This is a genomic window from Citrobacter sp. KH_055_1, assembly GCF_057838705.1.
The window spans coordinates 686,491-707,833 of sequence record NZ_CM174473.1 but is presented as its reverse complement, the minus strand read 5'-3'; the positions used below and the strand labels follow the sequence as shown (position 1 = coordinate 707,833).

Below are 21,343 nucleotides of genomic sequence, written 5' to 3'. Positions count from 1 at the left end.
AAACAAAAGCTGCGTCAAACAAGCCAAAATCATCAGGAACACAGAGTACAGCCTCAGGAGCTACAAAAAATTACCGTCCGAGGGAAGTAAAAACAGTGGGAATCCAGTGGCAATAACAAGACATGAACAAAAAGAAGCTCCATGGATGTTTTTTTGCATGGCAAGAAGCCGAAAATTTATGGAGGAAAAAATGAGAAACTCCTAGAAAAACCGGAGGAACCGGAAAAACCACATAATTACCATATATTAATAAATGACAAAGCCACTGCGAAAATGTCGACTGTTCCGTGGTGCGCATCATTTGTAAACTATTGTTTTCAGAAGGTAGCTTATCCAAAATAAAATAATCCAAGAGGATCAAATTCTTTCGTTGATGATAGTAATTTCAAAAAAATAAAAGAACCAGCTTTCGGTAGTTTGGCTATATGGTGGCGCTCTTCGCAAAAACAAGGACACGTAGCATTTGTTTATGGAACAGATAGCAAAACAGATGAAATCATAGTGTTGGGTGAACATCAAAATAATTCACTTAATTTTATGTTGAAAATCGACACGTCAAAAGGATTAGTCGGTTTTTACATGCCAGAAACGTACGACTCGCCGTCAAATTCTGTTTTTGGGATATATGATATAGTTGAACTTAACAAAGAGATAAATTATAATTATACCCTGCCAAGGAAATATAATGCAAGGGTTCGATAATATGATTAAATATTTATTATTCCTTGTCATTTGTTTTCCAGAAATAATATTTGAGTTGAACTGATAATATATCCAGAGCATTCACTGAGTTGACATAAAAACAAATAGAACCACTTCATACCATGGATATATGAATGATTTAATATACCCGCCACAACCAGACTTAATATAATCACAGCCTTTTGTAAAAACAAATAAAAAAGCCGGAGACATACCCCGACTTCTTTAGCGCAATCAGAAACAGACCTGAAAGGTTACGCCCCTTTCACTACAATCAGCGGTTCGATATCACTCTCTTTTTTAATCACCAGCGAATCGTCACCGCGCAGACAGGTGCCGCCGTAGTTACCGCCCACGGTGAACGTGCAAACCTGAATATATTTACCGGCAACGTTGGGCAGACACCAAAGCTGCTGATAAATGTTCTTCTGTTCAGCAAACTTACCGCTGGTCTTATCGAGCAGTTCTTCCTCGTGACTGACCAGATCGATGTTGCTGCCACAACGTCCTGCAATAGGTTTCACGGCATAACCGGTTCTCGCCAGCTCGTCGTTAACAGTGAAGTCAGTATCAAGCAGATAGCGATGATGAGGGAACAGTTGCCACAGGATCGGTAAGATTGCCTTGTTGCCGGGAATAACAGTCCACAACGGCTCGAAGACCAGCACTTCCGGGCGCAGCAGAACATCAATCAGTCGTACTTCCTGGTGAGTATGTCCGGTACGAATTGGCACGGCAGCGTATTCGGTTTCGCTCACCTCACGCACTTGCTCGATCGCGGTTTCCCATGCCCAGGTTTTCCAGACGCAATTCACCAAACGACCGTCGCCGTCAATCAACTGGCCGGCATCATCCCAGCGTAATTCGTCCAGTCCGCGGAGGATTTTGCTGTCAAACCCGGCCTGATGCAGCGCCTGCTGCATAAACTGCGCATGGTAGTTCTCTTCAATGTCCTTGTCCTGCATGATGTGAACGAAAGGACGTGCGCGACTGTGCTTCCAGGCGCCGGCCAGTTCGTTGATCAGCCCTTCTGCAGGATTGTGCCCGCGCCCACGGTAGCCTTGCTCAGCCCAGCGTTCAAGGATCAGGCCTGCTTCGGTATGGCACGATGCGGAATCGGCGTTGTACTCGTACACCTTCAGCCCGCGCTCATCCATACAAAAATCCATACGACCGGTGATCATATGGTGCCGACGACGCTGCCATGAGAGGCGCAGACGCGGCCAGAGAATTTTTGGAATATCGAACAGCGCCAGCAGGTTATCGTCTTTCAGCACTTTGTCGGTGGCGTGCAGATACATTAGATGCAGTTCGTTGGTCGCTTTAATTAGCTCCTGCTCCGCGCTTTCAGTAATGGTGAAGTACTGATGCGGATCCCGATTGATCACATGACCATTTGCCAATACGTAGGCTTTTTGCAACGGATCCTGCTCGTTCAGCCACTTACCATCAAACTGTCCGCTATCTTCCAGTCTCGCGCCGCCAATCTTCAGGGCGTCATTGTCGATCTCTGGCTGCGGCAGACTGTAGCGGGTATCGTCAGTTTGGATCATCCAGCCGAGGATCGTGGTGTCATCAAAGGTATCACGCAGGGTGTAGTGACCATTTTCAACCACCATCTCCAGCTCGCGGGTCCACTGCTGTCCGGGAGGCAGCGGCGTGTGGATCACGTTCTGTTCAGCAATGCGGATTTTATTTTCCAGCAACTGGGTGACGACCGCCACATGGCCCGTTTCGTTGAACTCACCGCCTTTTTGCCAGATAAGTAGAGCGCCTGCTACCGGCGCGCGGGGTGAGCCATTAGGGAATGCTTGTAACGGCAGAATATTGTCATTCACCACTTCGCGCAGGAAACGCAAGGAGAAGATCTCCCAGGCCATACCCACATCGGTGAAGACTACGCCATAGTTGAGAAAGAGAAAACGGCGCGCGAACTCGACGCACTGCCATTTGTGGCCCATGTATTCGTCGTCGATATAGCTGCGAAACGCAGCATCATCGTCGTAGTCCCGTGGGTCAAGGGAGCTGTAATCTGAAGAGTAGATTGCTACGCCGCCGGGGGCGTAGCCCAATAATGTCCCGAATGGGGCATCCTGACTGGTCGTTCCTTTGCTCATGCACCTTACCTCAAAACAATACAGCCTGAGCAGGGTGGCGTGAATTTTTCGCTCTGATTGCCTGCTCTGCGACACTAACCGGACAGAGGTCGACTTATCATACACCTCAACGCAGCGGCTGGCGCTCAGAGGCGAAAAATTCGTAGCAGGAGCTACGCTTTACTGAGGATAACCGGCACGCTTTTATACGCCGGGGTCAGACTTTCAGTATCGACCGCATCGAGCGACAGCAGCACATTCGCTTCCGGCAGATACGCGCCGATCGAACCCGCCGCCATATCGTAAATGACGACCGTTAGCCCGTGCATCATACGATCCACGCAAGGCTTACCGTGGTCATCCAACGCTTGGACGTTAACGACATCGCCCTGATTCAGCCCGCGGGCCGTTGCTTCCACGGCGCTTAAAAACACCACATCACGTCGCCCGCTAATGCCGCGATAGCGATCGTTCATGCCATAAATAGTAGTGTTGTACTGATCGTGGCTACGCAGTGTGGCCAGCACCAGCGCCTCAGCAGGCTGGTTTTCCCGCTCGACTGCACGCTGACGACTGACGACAAAATTAGCTTTACCGTTTGCGGTGTGCCATTCACGCCGCGAAGCCGGCGTATCCATACGAAATCCACCGGGCTCGGCAATACGCGCGTTATAATCGCGAAACGCCGGAATAACGGCCTCGATGGCGTCGCGAATCAACGCATAGTTCCCGGTCAGCGCTTCCCAGTTTACCGGCGAGTGGGGAAGCGTGGCGCGAGCCAGCCCCGCCACAATCGCCGGTTCCGATTTTAGCCATTGAGAGGCCGGTTTTAGCGCACCGCAGGAAGCGTGGACCATCGACATAGAATCCTCGACAGTTACTGACTGAATACCCGTTGCCTGCATATCGCGTTCGGTTCTGCCCAGCGCGGGTAGCAGATAGTTGTGTTTTGCCAGCAGCAAATGCGAACGATTGAGCTTGGTCGCAATGTGAACCTGCATATCCAGCTTTTTCATCGCCTCGAAGGTACGCTGCGGCTGAGGCATCGCCACCGCCAGATTCCCGCCCATGCAAATCAATGCCTTCGCCTCACCGCGCTCTATCGCCCGAATACTTTCCACGCTGGAGCGACCATGCTGACGCGAAACGTTGATAGAAAAATGCGCTTCCAGGCGCTGCAGGAAGTCTTCTGATGCCGCCTCGTTAATCCCTACGGAACGGTCGCCCTGCACGTTGGAATGCCCGCGCAGTGGGCAGATCCCCGCCCCCGGTTTGCCCATATTGCCTTTCAACAACAGCAGATTCACCAGTTGCTGGACGTTCTCGGTACCGTTTTTATGCTGGGTGATACCCAGTCCATAACAAATGATCGTCGCGCGAGATTTGTTATAGCTGTGTGCCAGATCTTCCATCTGGCTGCGCGTCAGGCCAGAGTCCTGCTCCAGTTCAGCCCAGCAACATTGGCGTAAATCGTCATACAACGCCGAATAACCCGCGGTATGTCCATCGATAAATGCATGATCGAGCGTCGGTTGCTGACCCAGCAAGATCCGCGCTTCATCCATTTCGATCAACGCCTTCATGATGCCTTTGAGCAGCGAGGCATCACCGCCCATTTTGACCTGGTAGTAATCGCTGCTAAGTGCTGTCGTCTGGCCGGTGAACATCTCTTTCGGGCTTTGTGGGAAGCTAAAGCGCTCAAGTCCGCGCTCGGTAAGCGGGTTAATTGAGATAATTTTAGCCCCGCGTTTGGCAACGTCGCGTAACGTGGTCAGCATGCGCGGATGGTTGGTACCAGGATTATGTCCGATGCAAATCACCAGCTCACACTGTTCAAAATCATCAAGCTCCACGGTCCCTTTCCCAAGACCAATGGCCCGCGTCAGCCCGGCACTGGTTGGGCCATGACACATGTTTGAACAGTCCGGGAAGTTGCTGCTGCCGTATTCGCGGGCAAACAGTTGATACAGGAACGCCGCCTCATTTGAGGTTCTACCGGAGGTGTAAAACTCAACCTGCTGTGCAGAGTCATAGCTGCGCAGTCGCTCGCCGATTTCCTGAAACGCAATGTCCCACGCCACGGCCTGCCAGGTATCCGTCACGGCATCGTATTTCATCGGGTGCGTCAAACGGCCTATATTTTCCAGCGCATAATCACTGTACTGCCAGAGTGCCGATACCGGGTGGCGGCTGAAAAATGCAGGTGAGGCTTTCTTACTGGTGGTTTCCCAGGACACTGCTTTTACGCCGTTTTCGCACAGTTCCATCGGCGCACGATGGCTCGGATCGGGCCACGCACACCCCGGGCAATCGAACCCTTTCACTTGGTTCATTTTGAACATCGCGATAATGTCGCGCGCGACGGCCTTTTGCGAAAACACCGAAGCAGTGACGGCTTTTACCGCGCCCCACCCACCCGCCGGGCCCTGATAACCGCTTACTCCTGGAACACCATTTTTCATTGTTACTGCTTTTTCACCGCCAATTATTGAGGGTAGTACGGTAGCAATTTCCGTCCAACATTGATTTCCTCTTCATGGAGTACGGTCTGCGTACAATGAACGGGTTAGATTTATCTTCCCCTTTCAGCACAACACGACATAAAGTCCCAATCTGTTAAATTGAGTTTTCCCTAACTGCTACACTGCTTCAACACAACCACTCAGAAGGCAGGTCACTATGTCAGACAATACTTATCAGCCCGCGAAAGTCTGGACGTGGGATAAATCCAATGGCGGCGCATTCGCCAACATCAACCGTCCGGTTTCCGGTGCCACCCACGAGAAAACGCTACCGGTCGGCAAGCATCCGCTGCAGCTCTATTCGCTGGGTACGCCAAACGGTCAGAAAGTGACGATTATGCTGGAAGAGCTGCTGGCGCAGGGCGTGACCGGCGCGGAATATGATGCCTGGATCATCCGTATTGGCGATGGTGACCAGTTTTCCAGCGGCTTTGTTGAGGTGAACCCAAACTCGAAGATCCCGGCACTGCGCGACCATTCGCAAAACCCACCGGTACGCGTGTTTGAGTCTGGCGCTATCCTGCTTTATCTGGCGGAGAAATATGGTTATTTCCTGCCTCAGGATTTGCCAAAACGCACTGAAACACTGAACTGGCTATTCTGGTTACAGGGCGCAGCGCCCTTCCTCGGCGGTGGTTTCGGCCACTTCTACAACTATGCGCCGGTAAAAATTGAGTACGCGATCAATCGCTTCACTATGGAAGCCAAGCGTTTACTCGACGTTCTGGATAAGCAACTGGCGCAGCATCAGTTTGTGGCGGGGGATGAATATACCATTGCCGATATGGCCATTTGGCCGTGGTTTGGCAATGTGGTGCTGGGCAACGTCTATGACGCGGCAGAATTCCTTGATGCGGGGAGCTACAAACACGTTCAACGTTGGGCCAAAGAGGTTGCAGCGCGTCCGGCGGTTAAGCGTGGACGGATTGTGAACCGCACTAACGGGCCGCTGGATGAACAGCTTCATGAACGCCATGACGCCAGTGACTTCGATACCAATACCGAAGACAAACGCCAGGGCTAACGCAAGATGCCTTATCCGGCCTACATATAAGGCGTAGGCCTGATAAGCGAAGTCGTCACGCGCTGGTGACGTCGTAATCCATGCGGCGTAACGCGTCTAACGTGGCTTTGGCTTCATCTTCATCGATGATGCTCATAGCGAATCCTACGTGCACCAGTACCCATTGCCCGACCAGCTCAGCCGGATCGCCTTCACAAATCAGGGCAATGTTGACATCGCGCTTGATACCGCAAACTTCAACCTGCGCAAGCTGGTGAATATCTTCACCGACGGTCAGAACCTGACCCGGGACTCCAATACACATATCTGACTCCGTCCCATAGCAACCTATGGGCTATTCGACTTCAATACTTTTCACTTTCAGTGAATCGCCGCTTTCAACCCGCAAACGATCGCCCTGACAACGTGGACATTGCGCATCATGCTGGGTAATTTCCACAACCTGACTGCAATCCCAGCACCAGGCCTGAGCGGGTTTGTATTCAATGTGCAATGCACATCCCTGCGCGACCGTGCCCTGACAGACGATGTCAAAACTGAAACGAACGGCGCTCTCCTCAACGCAGGAGAGCGCGCCAATTTCCAGCCAAACGCCGGTAACACGTTTAACATCGTGCTGCTCTGCCTGCTGCTGAATAATCTCAACGGCGCTCTGGCAAAGCGACAACTCATGCATTTTCACAGCTCCGACGGCCCAACAGCAACGCGCGACGACCAAGTTGCGGTGCGTTCGGATCGCTCACCGGCAGCGATAACAACATTTTTGCACAATCGTCAGTCAGGCGGACACCCTCTTGTGCCGACATGCTGTGCGAAAGCGGCGACATTAACGAACAGGACAGGTATTGCGATACTCCATCTAGCTCGCCTACGGTAAATGTCATCTCACCATACGGTAAACGCAGCCCCATTTTCTCGCTGACTTTTCGCAGGGGCCAGATCTGATCTGGCCCAGGAAAAATCAGCGCGCTCAGCATCCAGGGCGTGATCACACACCCCGTCCACTGGCCTTCAAACAGCGTAAAATCAGAGACATACACCGGCATATTCGGATGCAGGAACGAGAGATCGTGCATCGAACGGCGGGCTACCTCTTCAAACGCGGCCTGAATCTGCGCTTTTGGGGCTGTCTGAAAGCCTAAAAACTCTTCAGACATGGGCCGCCTCCCGAGGGATGGCTTCCACACCCGATTCGCGCAGCGCGGCGAGAACCTGCTCAAGCGCAGGTTCAATCATGGCTTCAACCGTCGGCGTTAGCCCGATATGCGGCTCCAGCGATTCCGGAATAACGCCGACCAGAGTCAGCTTCTTCGGAAACTCGCCGGTAAAACGCAGGGCCGACAACACGTCGGCCAGGCCAAGCTGGTGCGGCGAGATTTTATTGGTAAACAGCGCCGGGATCTCTTCATCCCGCAGGACCATCATGGTTCCCGGCGTGCTTTTTCTCGACACAATGGCGTCAGCAATGATCAGATGATCTCTGTCCGCCATATCGCCGAGCAGCTCCATCCCTGCTGTACCGCCATCCAGAACGTCAACGAAATCAGGCAGGATGTACCGTTGCTCTAATGCCTCAACGATACGTACCCCGATGGCTTCGTCAGTCAGCAAAATATTGCCGACCCCTAAGACTAATATCCGCATTACAGAACCTTAACTGAGACGACTTCGTTCCCGTCAACGTCCACCACATGCACCGCACATGACATACAAGGGTCGAAGGAGTGAATAGTACGCACCACTTCCAGCGGTTTGTTCGGATCGGCGATCGGCGTGCCTACCAGTGAACGCTCATACGGTCCCACTTCGTCATTAAAGTTACGCGGGCCAGAGTTCCAGGTTGAAGGTACAACCGCCTGATAGTTGCTGATAATGCCGTCTTTAATCACCATCCAGTGAGAAAGCATACCGCGTGGTGCTTCGAGGAAGCCGACACCTTTGAACTCGCCAGTGGCCGGGATATTCGGTTTCACGAAGGTGGTGTGGTCGCCTTTGCCGATGTTTACGATCAGCGCGTTATACTGATTTTGCAGAACGTTCTGCAGTTCACAGCAGTGAACGGTACGACCAATGATACGACCCAGCGTCGAATGCAGCTGTGCCACTTCGATGGTTTTACCGGTCAGCTTGGTGTAAATCGCAATGATCTCATTCAGCTTGGCATGGGTAGACTCGCGTTTTGCCGCCAGTTTACACAGCATGTTAGCCAGCGGGCCCACTTCCACCGTTTTGCCGTAGAAGGTTGGCGCTTTAACCCAGGAGTATTTGCCATCGTCAGACCAGCCGGTGTAATCCGGAACCGTTGTTCCTTCCCACGGCGCCTGCGGCGCTTCGTCTTTGTACCACGCATGTTTCGCACTCTCCTGAATCCCTTTGATCAGGTATTCATCAGAATGAGAGGTGATCGGACGATAGGTCGACAGGTCTGCATCGGTAATGTAACCACCTGGGAACAGGAAGCTGCCGTTTTTGCCGTCAGTCGGGAATTCCGGCGCGCTCAGGTAGTTTACCGCACCCTGGCCGCGTTCCAGCCACTCCGGATAGAATGCGGCAATAACCGCGGTATCCACTTTGTACACCTGCTCAACAAAGTCGCTCAGCTTATCAATGAAGGACTTGATGTACATCAGGCGTTCAAGGTTCAGCACGCCAAGACCGTCGAGGTTGATTGGGTTCGCCACCCCACCGACCGCCAGGTTCTGGATGTGCGGTGTTTTACCGCCCAGCAGCGCCACGACGCGGTTGGCATCACGCTGGCATTCCAGCGCCTGCAGGTAGTGTGCAACTGCAATCAGGTTCACTTCCGGTGGCAGTTTCATTGCCGGGTGACCCCAGCAGCCGTTGGCAAAAATACCTAACTGACCGCTGGCAACCAGGTCCTTGATCTTGTTCTGAACCTTAGTGAACTCTTCCGCGCTGTTCAGGTGCCAGGTCGACACGCCGTTCAGCATCGCCGAGGCTTTTGCTGGATCGGCTTTCAGTGCGGAGGTGATATCCACCCAGTCCAGCGCAGACAACTGATAGAAGTGCACGATATGGTCATGCGTGGTGTGCGCTGCCAGAATGATGTTACGGATGTACTGCGCGTTCACGGGAACATCAATGTTCAGTGCGCTTTCAGCAGCGCGCACGGAAGAGATAGCGTGCGTGGTGGTACACACACCACAAATACGCTGCACAATCATCCACGCATCACGCGGATCGCGATTCTTCACGATCTCTTCCATGCCGCGCCACATGGTACCGGACGCCCATGCTTTTGATACCACGCCATTTTCGATTTCGCAGTCGATGCGTAAATGGCCTTCAATACGGGTTACCGGATCAATAGTAATTCTCTGGCTCATGCTTTGCTCGCCTCATGACGATTTTGATCGTTTTGTTTTAAAGGAGGAAGTATCGGCAGTAGACGAATGAGTACGATGTATGCACAAATCTCAATAGCCACAAAACCAATAGAAATCAACAGTTCTTCCCAGGTCGGGAAGTAGTGGTAGCCACCACCAGGATTGAACGCCACCAGCGAATAGGACAGACGCCATGTTGCACAACCCAGCAATGCGCTCAGCGCAGACAGGTACAGCATGCGCGAGTCATTTCGCAGTTTCGCGATACGCAGTACCACCAGCGGGAAGACCATCAGCACAACCTCAAGCCAGAACATGGCTGAGTAGAAATCGCCTGCAAACGCATACGACAACTTGTCCCGATAGATCAGTTCACCAAAGCGTAGAACTACGAAGATCGCCAGCAGGACGCTAATCGTATTCGTCAGTTTGATGAACAAACTCTTCTCGTCCGGCCCATTACCTTTCAGGCCGCTTTGTACCAGCGAACCTTCAAAGATGACGATCGAGAAGCCCATTATAAAGGCGGTAAGCACCGAGAATAGCGGCAGCATTTCATAGGCTTGCCACAGTGGATGCACCTTATTACCGGCAGAAATCATCAATGAACCCATTGAAGACTGGTGCATTGTCGGCAGCAGTGCGCCGAGGGCGATAATAAAGAACATCACTTTGTTCAGACGCTTGAGCGAAACTTTCCACCCCAGGCGTTCAAACAAGGCCGGCGCAAATTCCAGCGCCATGATGCCGATATAAATGGTCATACAGACTGCCGTTTCGAACAGCACCGAGTTCACGTTAAAGTGGCCCGGAATGTAGAAGTACGGCAGGTTCCAGTAACGACCGACGTCGATGGTGATCGACAGGCCACCCAGAGAATAACCAAACAGGCTCGCCAACAAGGCTGGGCGCACCAGCGGGTGATATTCCCCTTTGTTGAAAACATAGACCGCCCATGCCAGTGCCCAACCGCCACAGGCAAAACCGGTGCCGATCAACAGGTCAAACGCGATCCATACACCCCACGGGAATCCACCGTTCAGATCGGAGACTGAGCCCAACCCGAAGACCAGACGTTTTACGATCAGGAGCATACACAGGACGATTAACGGCCCAAAAATAATGACCGGCTTGCTGATTATTCTTCCGCCCAGCGGTTTAGGATCATGACTCATGATCGTCTCCTCCATCGTGATGGTCGTTTTTCATATTACGACGAACCAGCACGGTTATGCCCGCCAGCGCTGCCAGGGGTAAAATCATGCCCTTATACAGGGAATGTTGAACATGCTCAGAACGCGCACCGGTTGACAGATCAGCCAGCTGTGGGAGATCCAGATTTTCATAAGGAACGCCCGTCAGTACCAATACCTGCGTACCGCCGCCTTCTTTCTCGCCGTACAGGTGCGGGTAATATTTCGGCACCGTGTGCAGATAGGTATCGCTGTCTTTCACCGTCTGACGCGGATAGTGGTATTCGCTGCCAGGCTTCAGCGCCAGTCGTTTTTTCGCCTCAGCCATCAGCTCTTCGCGCGTACCAAATATCACCGCACCGGCAGGACACACTTCAACACAGCCCGGTAAACCACCTTTATCCAGGCGCTCTACACCTTTCTGGTTACACAGCTCGCACTTATGGAGTGCACCAAACGGGTTGTTGTAGTCGTATTTAGGCACGTTGTACGGGCAAGCGACCATGCAGTAACGGCAACCGGTACAGACATCTTTGTCATAGTGGACGATGCCGGTTTTCGGATCTTTTTTCAGCGCGGAGACCGGACAAACAGAAACGCAGTTCGGATCGACGCAGTGCATACACTGTTTCTTGATGTACGCGTAGCCGTTCTGCTCCTGGTCTTTGTTAACGCCTGTTCCACTACGCCACACCTGAATGATGTTATTGGTGTACGGTGACAGTTTGTCGTTGTTCGACCAGGTTTGCTCCCCCTCAGGGTTGCGCGCTGGGAAGTTGATGTCCTGACACTTGGTGACACAGGCCTGACAGCCGACACACAGCGTCGAGTCATACAGCATCCCAAGGGAACCCGGGATCGGCGGACGGTTTTCTGCAGCCGCATGGCTGACGGACGGCGCAGCGCCCAACAGCAATGCTCCGCCAGAAGCTGCTTTAATAAAGTTACGTCTGTTCACGGTTATTCTCCCCGTGAGTCAGCGTTATCTTTCTTTTGCTGACGTCCCAGTTCACGTACCGCCATCACGCTGACGCCGGCCACCAGTCCTACTACGCCACCCAGCAGCCCAATAGCCCCAGCAGAAATGTTGCCACCTTCTTTCAGGTTGACATCCGGCTTCTCTGAACGCGGAGTTTGGTTTTCCACAGAAGCGAGTTGGTGAATGCCTTTATGGAAACCGACGCCTTCTTCGTTACAGCCGTAGCAAGGGTGACCGATCGCCACTGGCCACACGCCGCCAACATCACAGAACTGTAACGTTGAGCAGTTGCCGTAGGTTTCTGGCCCTTTACAGCCCAGATGGTAGAGGCACCAGCCTTCACGATGGCCTTCATCGCCGAACTCTTTAGCAAAACGACCCGCATCAAAGTGCGGACGACGCTCGCAGTGTTCGTGGATCAGACGACCGTAGGCAAACGTTGGACGGTTTTTCGCATCCAGCTTCGGTGGCTTACCGTAGGTGATGATGTGCGCGACCGTTGCGAGGAAGTTATGCGGGTTCGGCGGACAGCCTGGAATATTGATGATGGTTTTGCCTGGCAGGACTTCCTGCAAGCCAACTGCCCCCGTTGGGTTAACGCCAGCGGCAGCAACACCACCCCATGCGGCACATGAGCCGATAGCAATGATCGCCGCAGCGCCTTCGGCCGCCTTGCGGATATGATCCACAATAGGCTCACCGGCAACCATGCAGTAAACACCGTTATCTTTCAGTGGGATAGAACCATCTACGACCAGAACATACTGCCCTTTGTACTTCTCCAGAGCGTTATGTTTGTTCTCTTCGACCTGGTGGCCGAAGGCGGCGGAAAGCACCTCATGGTATTCCAGAGAGATCGTCTCCAGGACGAGGTTTTCCACGGTAGGGTGTGTCGCACGAAGTAGCGATTCAGTACAGCCCGTACACTCCTGAGCACCTATCCAGATAACCGGCGGGCGCTGAGGGCGGGATACTGATTCCGCCATTTCTGCGGCGGCTTTGCTACTCAGCCCCATGGTAGCGGCCAATGCTGCACAAAGCTTCATGAAATCACGGCGATTGATGCCGTTCGAATTGATGAGAGAGTTATCTCCAGTCATTTTATTGTTATTCCGTTGCGAAGACCTGGCTTTTATTTTGCACCATTCGCATGTTGCTTATTGCGATCGGCGCGCCATTACCACACTTTTTATATGGTTATGTGCGTTATAATACTTCGGCAGGGCAACAAAACGAAGGTGTAGGTCAATAGTGTAATTAATTAAAGCAAGATAATACCCCTTTCGGATCAAGCTTCGAGCCGATAACCGGCCATGAAAAAGCGAATTGTTGTACTGGACTGGTTCTCCTTGAAGAAATCCATCACCATTTCTTTATCCAGCCCGTAGCGGCGCGTGAGGATCCCCGCCTCCCACGCACTCAGTTGCCGATCGCCCGTTCGTTCAAACATCCGATGTGAAAAGCCCAGCACAAAGCCACGCTTATAGTCAGCACAAAAATTCGCCACCGTTCGCGCACTATCTGCACTTGAGGCGTTTAATCCTGCCATCAGGCCTTTTCCAAAATGGTTATCCATGCATTACCTCCAATCGCTATATAATAAATTATATAGCGATTTTTTAAGCAAAGGCCAGAGGTATCACGCACTTTTTTGTGCCAGATTAAAAGGCCACCCATTCATCCGGTTTAGATGCTTTAGGCGCAGCGCTTTCTTCGGCGGGTAAAACGGTGTTGGTTGGTGCATGCTGCACGTCACTTGCGGAAAGCCGGAACTGCTGAACGGCACGCTGCAGGTCTTCGGTTTGTCGCTCCAACGCCACTGCCGCCGCCGATACCTGCTCCACCAGCGCGGCGTTTTGTTGGGTCACGCTGTCCATTTGTGTGATCGCGACGCTCACCTGTGAGATGCCTTTATTCTGCTCTTCAGAGGCGGAGGCAATTTGTTTCATAATTGCCGTCACTTCGGTTGCTCCGCGCAGAATAGCGTCCATCGTCAAGCCGGTCTCCTTGACCAGACGCGCGCCCTGATCGACACGGCGCGCCGACTCGCCAATCAACGTCTCAATCTCTTTCGCCGCGCCTGCGCTGCGGCTGGCAAGATTTCGCACCTCACCGGCAACCACCGCAAAACCACGGCCCTGTTCGCCCGCTCGGGCCGCTTCGACGGCGGCGTTGAGCGCCAGGATGTTGGTCTGGAATGCGATGCTGTTAATAACTGAGGTAATTTCGGCGATCTGCTTAGAACTGGCAGCAATCCCGTCCATGGTATCCACTACCTGCGAAACCAGCGTGCTGCCTTTGCCCGCCGTTTCTGATGCCGTATCGGCAAGCTGGCTGGCCTCGCGCGCATTCTCAGCATTCAGTTTCACCGTGGCGGTGAGTTGCTCCATGCTGGCGGCGGTCTCTTCCAGCGCTGCGGCCTGCTCTTCCGTACGCGAAGAGAGATCGTTATTGCCGCTGGAAATCTCCGTCGCGCCGCGCCAGATGTTGTCGCTACCAGAGCGAATCGTACTGACGGCTTCACGCAGGCTGTCCTGCATCGCACTGAGTAAAGGCACCAGTTGCCCTACGCAGTTACGACCAAATTCTTCAATCGGATGGCTAAGGTCGCCGTGGGCAATCTGGCGGAACTGCTGGCGAATACGTGCCAGCGGCTTCACCATCATTGCCACAAGATAGCGGTCGGTAAAGATAAGAATGGCAATACCGAGGATAACGGCGGTGATAATCAAGGTGCGGATAATCGATGTTTTACCGTCGACCATAATGCGCGTCGCATCCAGTCGCTTACCGGCGGCGGTATTAAACAGCTCGGCGCTGGCACCAAAATCGCGGCTTAGCGCCGGTGTAACGGTGCTGGCATGCTCTGACCAGGCGGTAAGCGATCCCTGCTGCGCCAGTTGCATCTGCGGGATCACACCTTTCTCCAGCAGCGCTTGCCACGTCGTCAGCACCGCGGTGGCAATTTCCGCATCCATCGGCCCCGGCGACAGCGTTTTCATCTGCTCAAGTTTTTTACGCATGCCATCCAGAGATTGCTGAGCCGGACCAAAGTCAGGCGTTCCGCCGCCGATTTTGACATCCACAGCTCGGCTTAGCCGCGTGACAAAGCGAAAGTACTGATCGTTCCCCTGACTAAGAACCGTCATCTGCTGTACGAGATGACGATCAATCTCATTGCCTTCTGATATTTTAGATAACGAATGGAGACTAAATAACCCCACGCCCGACCAGAGCAGGCAAAATAGTCCCAGTATTGCCAGCATGACAATACGAATAGTGAAGTTTTGCAGCAAACGCATAATAGTTTCCTTGCCGTAGATGAGGATTTTCGCCATCAGGCGAGACTTATCCTTGTTATCGGCAGGTCACGAAGAAGATATAATGCGTTGTTTATTTTTTTACTTTTTTAAGCACATCGACTCTTCCTGTTCCTCCCCGTTATATCGATATGAAGGCTAATAAAACCAGCAATTATTATTACCTGGGAAATCAAATCCATACGTTAATTAAGTGCGTACCTATCTGGCCCGACGCCTGAGGGTTACTTTCAACACGAAACACAACTCTCAGTTTTTCATCTCAATGTGACCTGGTGAACGGGATAATCATCGTGAAACAGCTAGAATAGAAACGTCGTTTCGAAATTCACCTGCACGATTAACCTGCACTAAGGAGATCTCATGGCCTGGTTTGCCAACCCTGAACGTTATGAGCAAATGCTCTATCGCTACTGTGGTCGCAGCGGTTTGCGCTTGCCTGCACTGTCGCTGGGTTTATGGCACAGTTTTGGACACGTCCAAGCACTGGATTCACAGCGTGCCCTGCTGCGTAAAGCATTTGATTTAGGCATCACGCATTTCGATTTAGCCAATAACTACGGGCCGCCGCCGGGCAGCGCTGAAGAAAACTTCGGCCGATTATTGCGTGAGGATTTCGCGCAGTACCGTGACGAATTAATCATCTCTACCAAGGCTGGCTACGACATGTGGCCGGGACCGTACGGTTCTGGCGGCTCGCGTAAGTATCTGCTTGCCAGCCTCGACCAGAGCCTGACACGCATGGGCCTCGATTACGTCGACATTTTCTATTCTCACCGCGTTGACGAAAGCACGCCAATGGAAGAGACCGCTGCGGCGCTGGCTCACGCCGTGCAAAGTGGCAAAGCGTTGTATGTTGGTATTTCATCTTATTCCCCGGAGCGCACGCAAATAATGGCCGACCTGCTGCGGGAATGGAAAATTCCGCTGCTGATCCACCAACCGTCCTACAACCTGCTTAATCGCTGGGTCGACAGCAGTGGCCTGCTGGATACGCTGGACACAAACGGTATTGGTTGCATCGCCTTTACCCCGCTGGCTCAGGGGTTGCTGACGGGGAAATACCTGAACGGTATTCCAGAAGGTTCGCGTATGCAGCGTGAAGGGAAAAAAGCCCGTGGCCTGACGGAAAATATGCTGACGGAAGAAAATCTTAACAGCCTGCGGTTGCTGAACGAGATGGCGCAACGGCGTGGACAGTCGATGGCGCAAATGGCATTGAGCTGGTTACTCAAAGATAACCGCGTGACGTCAGTGTTAATTGGCGCCAGCCGTCCCGAACAGTTAGAAGAAAACGTTCAGGCGTTGAATAACCTGGCATTCAGCGCTGAAGAACTGGCGCAGATAGATAAGCACATCACCGACGGCAAGCTCAATCTGTGGCAGGCCTCATCAGATAAATAATCGTCTAAACAGTATGCCGGGGGGCGGTAAAATTGCCGACCCGGCCGTACTGATTTAGTGATTGTGGCGCGTCAGTCGATCCAGATACCCCATCACAAAGGCTGAGAGCACAAAGGTCAGGTGGATAATGACGTACCACATCAGCTTGTTATCAGGGACATTTTTAGCATCCATAAAAATACGCAATAAATGGATGGAAGAAATGGCCACGATAGACGCCGCAACCTTATTCTTCAGTGACGTGGCATCCATCTTACCCAGCCAGCTCAGCTTCTCTTTGCCTTCAGTAATATCCAGTTGTGAGACAAAATTCTCGTAGCCGGAGAACATCACCATGACCAGTAACCCACCGACCAGGGTCATATCGACCAGCGACAGTAGTACCAGAATGAGATCGGCTTCTGCCATCGAAAAGATATTGGGCAGAACGTGAAAGATCTCCTGAAAGAATTTCAGCGCCAGGGCAACCAAAGCAAGAGAAAGGCCAAAATACACGGGAGCAAGCAGCCAGCGGGACGCGTACATTGCGTTTTCCAGAAAACGTTCCATATGATCCTGTCTTGTAACTAAACCGGGCAGTAGTATATCGCAATTGTGCAACATCGAAACAACATACGCCTCAAACCTCTTCGGCATTAATGGGCGGGCGCTGGAGCTCTGGCCACACCAGTGCGACGAGTGCAGGATAGGCTTCCAGGCTGAACTCCCTGAAACATTGACGCAAATTGAGCACATCTAAATCGGCGTGCGGGACTTTCTCTCCGCTCAGGCAGCGTTTTTTGATGTTGTCGTAATATTTGTAGACCGCTGAATTGAGATCGCTGCAGCGCCGCTGTGCATCAAATAGCCCTGGCGTTTCATTTAACTCCACCATGGTCATACGCTTTATTGTCGAGTGGATAAAATCAATATATTCATGATTGACCCGCCAATACCATACCGGCGTAATCGAATTCATCAATGCTGAGAAATGATCTTCCCCCTCTTCTTTGCTAAGCGTTTCCAGTTTGGGATAAGAGGTAAGTTCCTCATTCGATCGATTTTTATTTGCACCGCGCATCAGCACAAGAACCCCGCAGGTAAGCAATAGCAGGGTAATAACAGAATAAAATATACTGTTCATATACAGGCTCCATTTTTTTTGATTTTAAAATTACCCCATGCTATTGTCAACGCAGCCTGTCTTATTAAAAAAACTTACCTCACTGGCAGTAAAGGATATTTCAACATGCTTCCCGAGCATCTTGTTCCCTCTCGTTTTCATTTATCTACATCCCCAACCAATACTGATACCGTAGAAAATAGTGAAAATTTGACTCAGGGAAAGACAACCTTAAGCGAGTTTGAAGCGGATATTTTAATTAGCGCCACCGCTACCGGTCAGACCCGTAACATGTTATTTGAAGAATGTGACCGCCATTTAAAAGAGCGACTGTTTCGCGCAGCAAAAATCGAATCATTCACCCGTCTGCTTAATTCACTGCAAGCAGAAGGTGACATTAACGCACAAGAATTAAGTAAAATTTTGGCGAAAAACACTGCGTTAATAAATGAGCAGGGCAATAAAATTTGGCTTAATTTACTGACTCGCGAAACCAGCGATCCGATTTTTTATTCTCTGGAAGAGAAATAAAATGAAAGATGTTGAGGATAACAACGTTTATTTGGCTTTAGACAACCATAAAAGTGACGAATTTGTCTTAAAGCAGAATCTGGATATCTTAATTGCCAATAAAAATGCCACGCTGGAGAGCGTGGCTCAGGAAATGGTATCAATACCCGCAGCCCTGGTACGCATGAAGTGGCAAAACCGCCGGGAAATCTATGCTCTGCAAGCCAAAGAAGAGATCTACGGTGCCACCATTGAAGCCATTATTGCCCAACAGCCGGCGCTGCGGGACAAAATCATGGCCCGTCTGGAAAGCGCGTACCAGCATTTACTCGCGCGAGAAACGGCGACATTGCGCCTGACGCGTAAGCTATCTGAAGGGAGTTATGCCGCGACCAGAGTCACTACCGTCGCGCTGGACGAAAAGAAATGAGGGGATGGAGGAAGCCGAAAGAGGAGGCCGGGTAAGGCGAAACCCTTCACCCGGCAACAGAGATTACTTCGCTTTCACGGTCTCTTCACCAACCAAACCAATCTTCAGGAAACCTGCCTGATGCAGCGTATCCATCACTTTCATCATGGTTTCATAGTCGACAGTTTTATCAGCCCGGAAGAAGATAGTGGTGTCTTTCTTGCCTTCTGTCAGCGTGTTTAGCGCGTTAATCATGGTTTCATCGGTCACCTGATCGTTGCCGATAAACATCGTGTTATCCGCTTTCACTGACAGATAAACCGGTTTTTCAGGACGCGGTTGCGGCGTGCTGGTCGAAGCCGGTAGATTCACCTTCACATCCACCGTTGCCAGCGGCGCGGCCACCATAAAAATGATCAACAACACCAACATAACATCGATAAACGGCGTGACGTTGATGTCGTGCATTTCACCGTTATCGTCCAGGTTTTCATTAAAACTCATTGCCATGGAACATTATCCTACACGTAATTTCTGCGCAGCGCGTACCGGATGCGCCGCAGCGCTTGCACTCAGGTCAAGATCGCGACTTTGCAATAACAGCACCTGTGCCGCAACATCACCCAGCATGGCTTTGTAGCTGCCAATCTGACGGGCGAAGATGTTGTAGATAACAACAGCAGGTATAGCGGCAACCAAACCAATCGCGGTGGCTAACAGCGCTTCTGCAATCCCCGGCGCAACCACGGCCAGGTTCGTCGTTTGCGTTTGTGCAATACCGATGAAGCTATTCATGATGCCCCATACTGTACCGAACAGACCCACAAAGGGAGAGATAGCCCCAATAGTCGCCAGGTATCCATTACCCCGCCCCATATGACGCCCTACAGCTGCAACGCGACGTTCCAGACGGAACCCGGTACGCTCTTTAATCCCTTCGTTGTCATCGCTGCCTTCTGACAGTTCCAGCTCGTTCTGCGCTTCGTTAATTAACATTGCGCCCAGGCTTTTGGCATCGAATCCAGCGGCAATCTCACTTGCCTGGTCTAAAGAGCGGGCATCTGCCAGCAGTTGCTGTTCGCGCTTAAGACGACGCTTCTGCGTAAAGAACTCAAGGCTCTTACTGAAGAAGATAGCCCAGGTGACCACGGACGCCAAAATTAGCCCAATCATCACGCACTTAACCACGATATCGGCGTGCTGATACATACCCCAGACGGAAAGGTCCGTCTGCATCAAATTATTACCCACTCTGTATCTCCAGGACGCAAATCACAAAATCTGAGCGTAATGATATCAAAAAGACGTCGAATTGATAGTCGTTCTCATTACTATTTACATAGTGCCGCACCTTTGGTTTCTTTTCCTTGCGCTTACGCAGTAAAAAAGTCAGCAGACACATTTTGGGACTATTTTCTACTTTATGGCCCTTCTGCAGGATGCGTCGCCGAAGATCCATGCTAGTTTAGACATCCAGACGTATAAAAACAGGTAACCCAACATGGCAGACAAGCATCTTGAGACCAAACTCGTTCAGGCAGGACGCAGTAAAAAGTACACGCAGGGTTCCGTCAACAGCGTGATCCAACGCGCCTCTTCACTGGTATTCGAATCCGTTGAGGCTAAAAAACAGGCCACCCACAACCGCGCTAACGGCGCACTTTTTTACGGACGCCGCGGCACGCTGACACATTTCTCCCTGCAGGAAGCCATGTGTGAGCTGGAAGGCGGCGCGGGTTGCGCCCTGTTTCCCTGCGGCGCCGCAGCCGTTGCCAACACGATTTTGGCCTTTGTTGAACACGGCGACCACGTGCTAATGACCAACACGGCCTATGAGCCGAGCCAAGATTTTTGCACGAAAATCCTCGGCAAGCTCGGCGTAACCACCGGCTGGTTCGATCCGTTAGTCGGTGCCGATATTGTGAAGCACATTCAGCCGAACACCAAAGTGGTATTTCTGGAATCTCCCGGCTCCGTCACTATGGAAGTGCATGATGTTCCGGCGATTGTCGCCGCCGTCAGAAGCGTAGCGCCGGACACCATCATTATGATCGATAACACCTGGGCTGCCGGGGTGCTGTTCAACGCGCTGGATTTTGGAATCGACATCTCAATTCAGGCGGGCACCAAATACCTGATTGGCCATTCCGATGCAATGGTCGGTACGGCGGTATCAAATGCCCGCTGCTGGGACCAACTGCGCGAAAACGCCTATTTAATGGGGCAAATGCTGGATGCCGATACCGCCTATATGACCAGCCGCGGACTGCGGACTCTGGGCGTTCGTCTGCGCCAGCATCACGAAAGCAGCCTGAAGGTTGCCGAATGGCTGGCCGATCATCCGCAGGTCGCCCGCGTCAACCACCCCGCGCTTCCCGGCAGCAAAGGGCACGAATTCTGGAAACGTGATTTTACCGGCAGCAGCGGTCTGTTCTCGTTTGTGTTGAATAAGAAGCTGAACAATGACGAGCTATCAGCGTATTTGGATCACTTTACGCTGTTCAGCATGGCCTACTCCTGGGGCGGGTTTGAATCACTGATTCTGGCCAATCAACCCGAACACATTGCCGCCATCCGTCCTGAAGGCAACGTGGACTTCAGCGGAACGCTCATCCGTTTACACATCGGTTTAGAAAATGTTGACGATCTGATTGCGGATTTAGCCGCCGGATTCGCCCGAATCGAGTAACATTGCCGCAGTTGGACATATATGCAGACACTTCTGGTGGAAAAGT

At 51.9% G+C, this 21,343-nt stretch carries 21 protein-coding genes; 5 read left to right on the top strand and 16 right to left on the bottom strand.

Annotation, left to right across the window (positions count from 1 at the left end; genetic code table 11):
- Positions 1 to 956 precede the first annotated feature (956 nt).
- On the bottom strand, positions 957 to 2,819 hold the full coding sequence (gene gss / locus AC3ITF_RS03480) for a bifunctional glutathionylspermidine amidase/synthase (protein WP_115257498.1): 1,863 nt from the start codon (positions 2,817 to 2,819) through the stop codon (positions 957 to 959).
- A gap of 152 nt (positions 2,820 to 2,971) precedes the next feature.
- Complete coding sequence (locus tag AC3ITF_RS03475) at positions 2,972 to 5,260, bottom strand: FdhF/YdeP family oxidoreductase (protein ID WP_489176133.1); 2,289 nt, start codon at positions 5,258 to 5,260, stop codon at positions 2,972 to 2,974.
- A 217-nt stretch (positions 5,261 to 5,477) separates the two neighbouring features.
- Here AC3ITF_RS03475 and yghU point away from each other — a divergent pair, with 217 nt between their 5' ends.
- Complete coding sequence (gene yghU, locus AC3ITF_RS03470; protein ID WP_137363345.1) at positions 5,478 to 6,344, top strand: glutathione-dependent disulfide-bond oxidoreductase; 867 nt, start codon at positions 5,478 to 5,480, stop codon at positions 6,342 to 6,344.
- Between the two features lie 55 nt (positions 6,345 to 6,399).
- Here the strand turns inward: yghU and hybG are convergent, their stop codons facing one another.
- The 10 genes from hybG to AC3ITF_RS03420 form a co-directional block, all read right to left on the bottom strand.
- A complete protein-coding gene (gene hybG, locus AC3ITF_RS03465; RefSeq protein ID WP_096755683.1) occupies positions 6,400 to 6,648 on the bottom strand; it encodes a hydrogenase maturation factor HybG in 249 nt (82 codons plus the stop codon).
- Between the two features lie 30 nt (positions 6,649 to 6,678).
- A complete protein-coding gene (gene hypA, locus AC3ITF_RS03460; protein WP_096755682.1) occupies positions 6,679 to 7,020 on the bottom strand; it encodes a hydrogenase maturation nickel metallochaperone HypA in 342 nt (113 codons plus the stop codon).
- Positions 7,013 to 7,501, bottom strand: coding sequence for a hydrogenase-2 assembly chaperone (gene hybE, locus AC3ITF_RS03455; RefSeq protein ID WP_096755681.1), 489 nt, complete (start codon positions 7,499 to 7,501; stop codon positions 7,013 to 7,015). The genes hypA and hybE overlap by 8 nt, the downstream gene beginning before the upstream one ends.
- A complete protein-coding gene (locus AC3ITF_RS03450) occupies positions 7,494 to 7,988 on the bottom strand; it encodes a HyaD/HybD family hydrogenase maturation endopeptidase (RefSeq protein ID WP_115257493.1) in 495 nt (164 codons plus the stop codon). Before AC3ITF_RS03450 ends, hybE begins: the two co-directional genes overlap by 8 nt.
- On the bottom strand, positions 7,988 to 9,691 hold the full coding sequence (hybC, locus tag AC3ITF_RS03445; RefSeq protein WP_115257492.1) for a hydrogenase 2 large subunit: 1,704 nt from the start codon (positions 9,689 to 9,691) through the stop codon (positions 7,988 to 7,990). The genes AC3ITF_RS03450 and hybC overlap by 1 nt, the downstream gene beginning before the upstream one ends.
- Positions 9,688 to 10,866, bottom strand: a complete 1,179-nt coding sequence (hybB, locus tag AC3ITF_RS03440) for a Ni/Fe-hydrogenase cytochrome b subunit (protein ID WP_096755678.1) — start codon at positions 10,864 to 10,866, stop codon at positions 9,688 to 9,690. The genes hybC and hybB overlap by 4 nt, the downstream gene beginning before the upstream one ends.
- Positions 10,856 to 11,842, bottom strand: a complete 987-nt coding sequence (gene hybA / locus AC3ITF_RS03435) for a hydrogenase 2 operon protein HybA (RefSeq protein WP_096755677.1) — start codon at positions 11,840 to 11,842, stop codon at positions 10,856 to 10,858. The genes hybB and hybA overlap by 11 nt, the downstream gene beginning before the upstream one ends.
- Positions 11,843 to 11,844: 2 nt before the next feature.
- Positions 11,845 to 12,963 (bottom strand): hydrogenase 2 small subunit, encoded by a 1,119-nt coding sequence (hybO, locus tag AC3ITF_RS03430; protein ID WP_096755676.1) that lies wholly within the window; start codon positions 12,961 to 12,963, stop codon positions 11,845 to 11,847.
- 188 nt (positions 12,964 to 13,151) lie between these two features.
- Positions 13,152 to 13,439 carry a DUF2623 family protein gene (locus AC3ITF_RS03425; RefSeq protein WP_096755675.1) on the bottom strand — a complete coding sequence of 96 codons (288 nt, stop codon included), beginning with the start codon at positions 13,437 to 13,439 and terminating at the stop codon, positions 13,152 to 13,154.
- Between the two features lie 85 nt (positions 13,440 to 13,524).
- Entirely contained in the window at positions 13,525 to 15,165 is a 1,641-nt protein-coding gene (locus AC3ITF_RS03420) for a methyl-accepting chemotaxis protein (RefSeq protein ID WP_489176132.1), read from the bottom strand.
- Between the two features lie 381 nt (positions 15,166 to 15,546).
- Between AC3ITF_RS03420 and AC3ITF_RS03415 the strand changes: the two genes are divergently transcribed.
- On the top strand, positions 15,547 to 16,587 hold the full coding sequence (locus tag AC3ITF_RS03415) for an aldo/keto reductase (RefSeq protein ID WP_489176131.1): 1,041 nt from the start codon (positions 15,547 to 15,549) through the stop codon (positions 16,585 to 16,587).
- A 54-nt stretch (positions 16,588 to 16,641) separates the two neighbouring features.
- Here the strand turns inward: AC3ITF_RS03415 and AC3ITF_RS03410 are convergent, their stop codons facing one another.
- Entirely contained in the window at positions 16,642 to 17,136 is a 495-nt protein-coding gene (locus AC3ITF_RS03410; RefSeq protein ID WP_115257490.1) for a TIGR00645 family protein, read from the bottom strand.
- A 70-nt stretch (positions 17,137 to 17,206) separates the two neighbouring features.
- Complete coding sequence (locus tag AC3ITF_RS03405; protein WP_115257489.1) at positions 17,207 to 17,710, bottom strand: ESA_00282 family adhesion-associated protein; 504 nt, start codon at positions 17,708 to 17,710, stop codon at positions 17,207 to 17,209.
- A gap of 105 nt (positions 17,711 to 17,815) precedes the next feature.
- Between AC3ITF_RS03405 and AC3ITF_RS03400 the strand changes: the two genes are divergently transcribed.
- Complete coding sequence (locus AC3ITF_RS03400) at positions 17,816 to 18,220, top strand: hypothetical protein (protein ID WP_137363349.1); 405 nt, start codon at positions 17,816 to 17,818, stop codon at positions 18,218 to 18,220.
- Position 18,221: 1 nt separating this feature from the next.
- Complete coding sequence (locus AC3ITF_RS03395; protein WP_115257487.1) at positions 18,222 to 18,629, top strand: cytoplasmic protein; 408 nt, start codon at positions 18,222 to 18,224, stop codon at positions 18,627 to 18,629.
- 63 nt (positions 18,630 to 18,692) lie between these two features.
- On the opposite strand, the gene exbD is transcribed toward AC3ITF_RS03395, so the two are convergent.
- Both exbD and exbB read right to left on the bottom strand, forming a co-directional pair.
- Entirely contained in the window at positions 18,693 to 19,118 is a 426-nt protein-coding gene (gene exbD / locus AC3ITF_RS03390) for a TonB system transport protein ExbD (protein WP_096755670.1), read from the bottom strand.
- Between the two features lie 6 nt (positions 19,119 to 19,124).
- Positions 19,125 to 19,859, bottom strand: a complete 735-nt coding sequence (exbB, locus tag AC3ITF_RS03385; protein ID WP_096755669.1) for a tol-pal system-associated acyl-CoA thioesterase — start codon at positions 19,857 to 19,859, stop codon at positions 19,125 to 19,127.
- 250 nt (positions 19,860 to 20,109) lie between these two features.
- Here exbB and metC point away from each other — a divergent pair, with 250 nt between their 5' ends.
- The gene (gene metC, locus AC3ITF_RS03380) at positions 20,110 to 21,297 is read left to right on the top strand and encodes a cystathionine beta-lyase (RefSeq protein ID WP_137399268.1); all 1,188 of its coding nucleotides are present in this window, start codon (positions 20,110 to 20,112) and stop codon (positions 21,295 to 21,297) included.
- Positions 21,298 to 21,343: the final 46 nt, after the last annotated feature.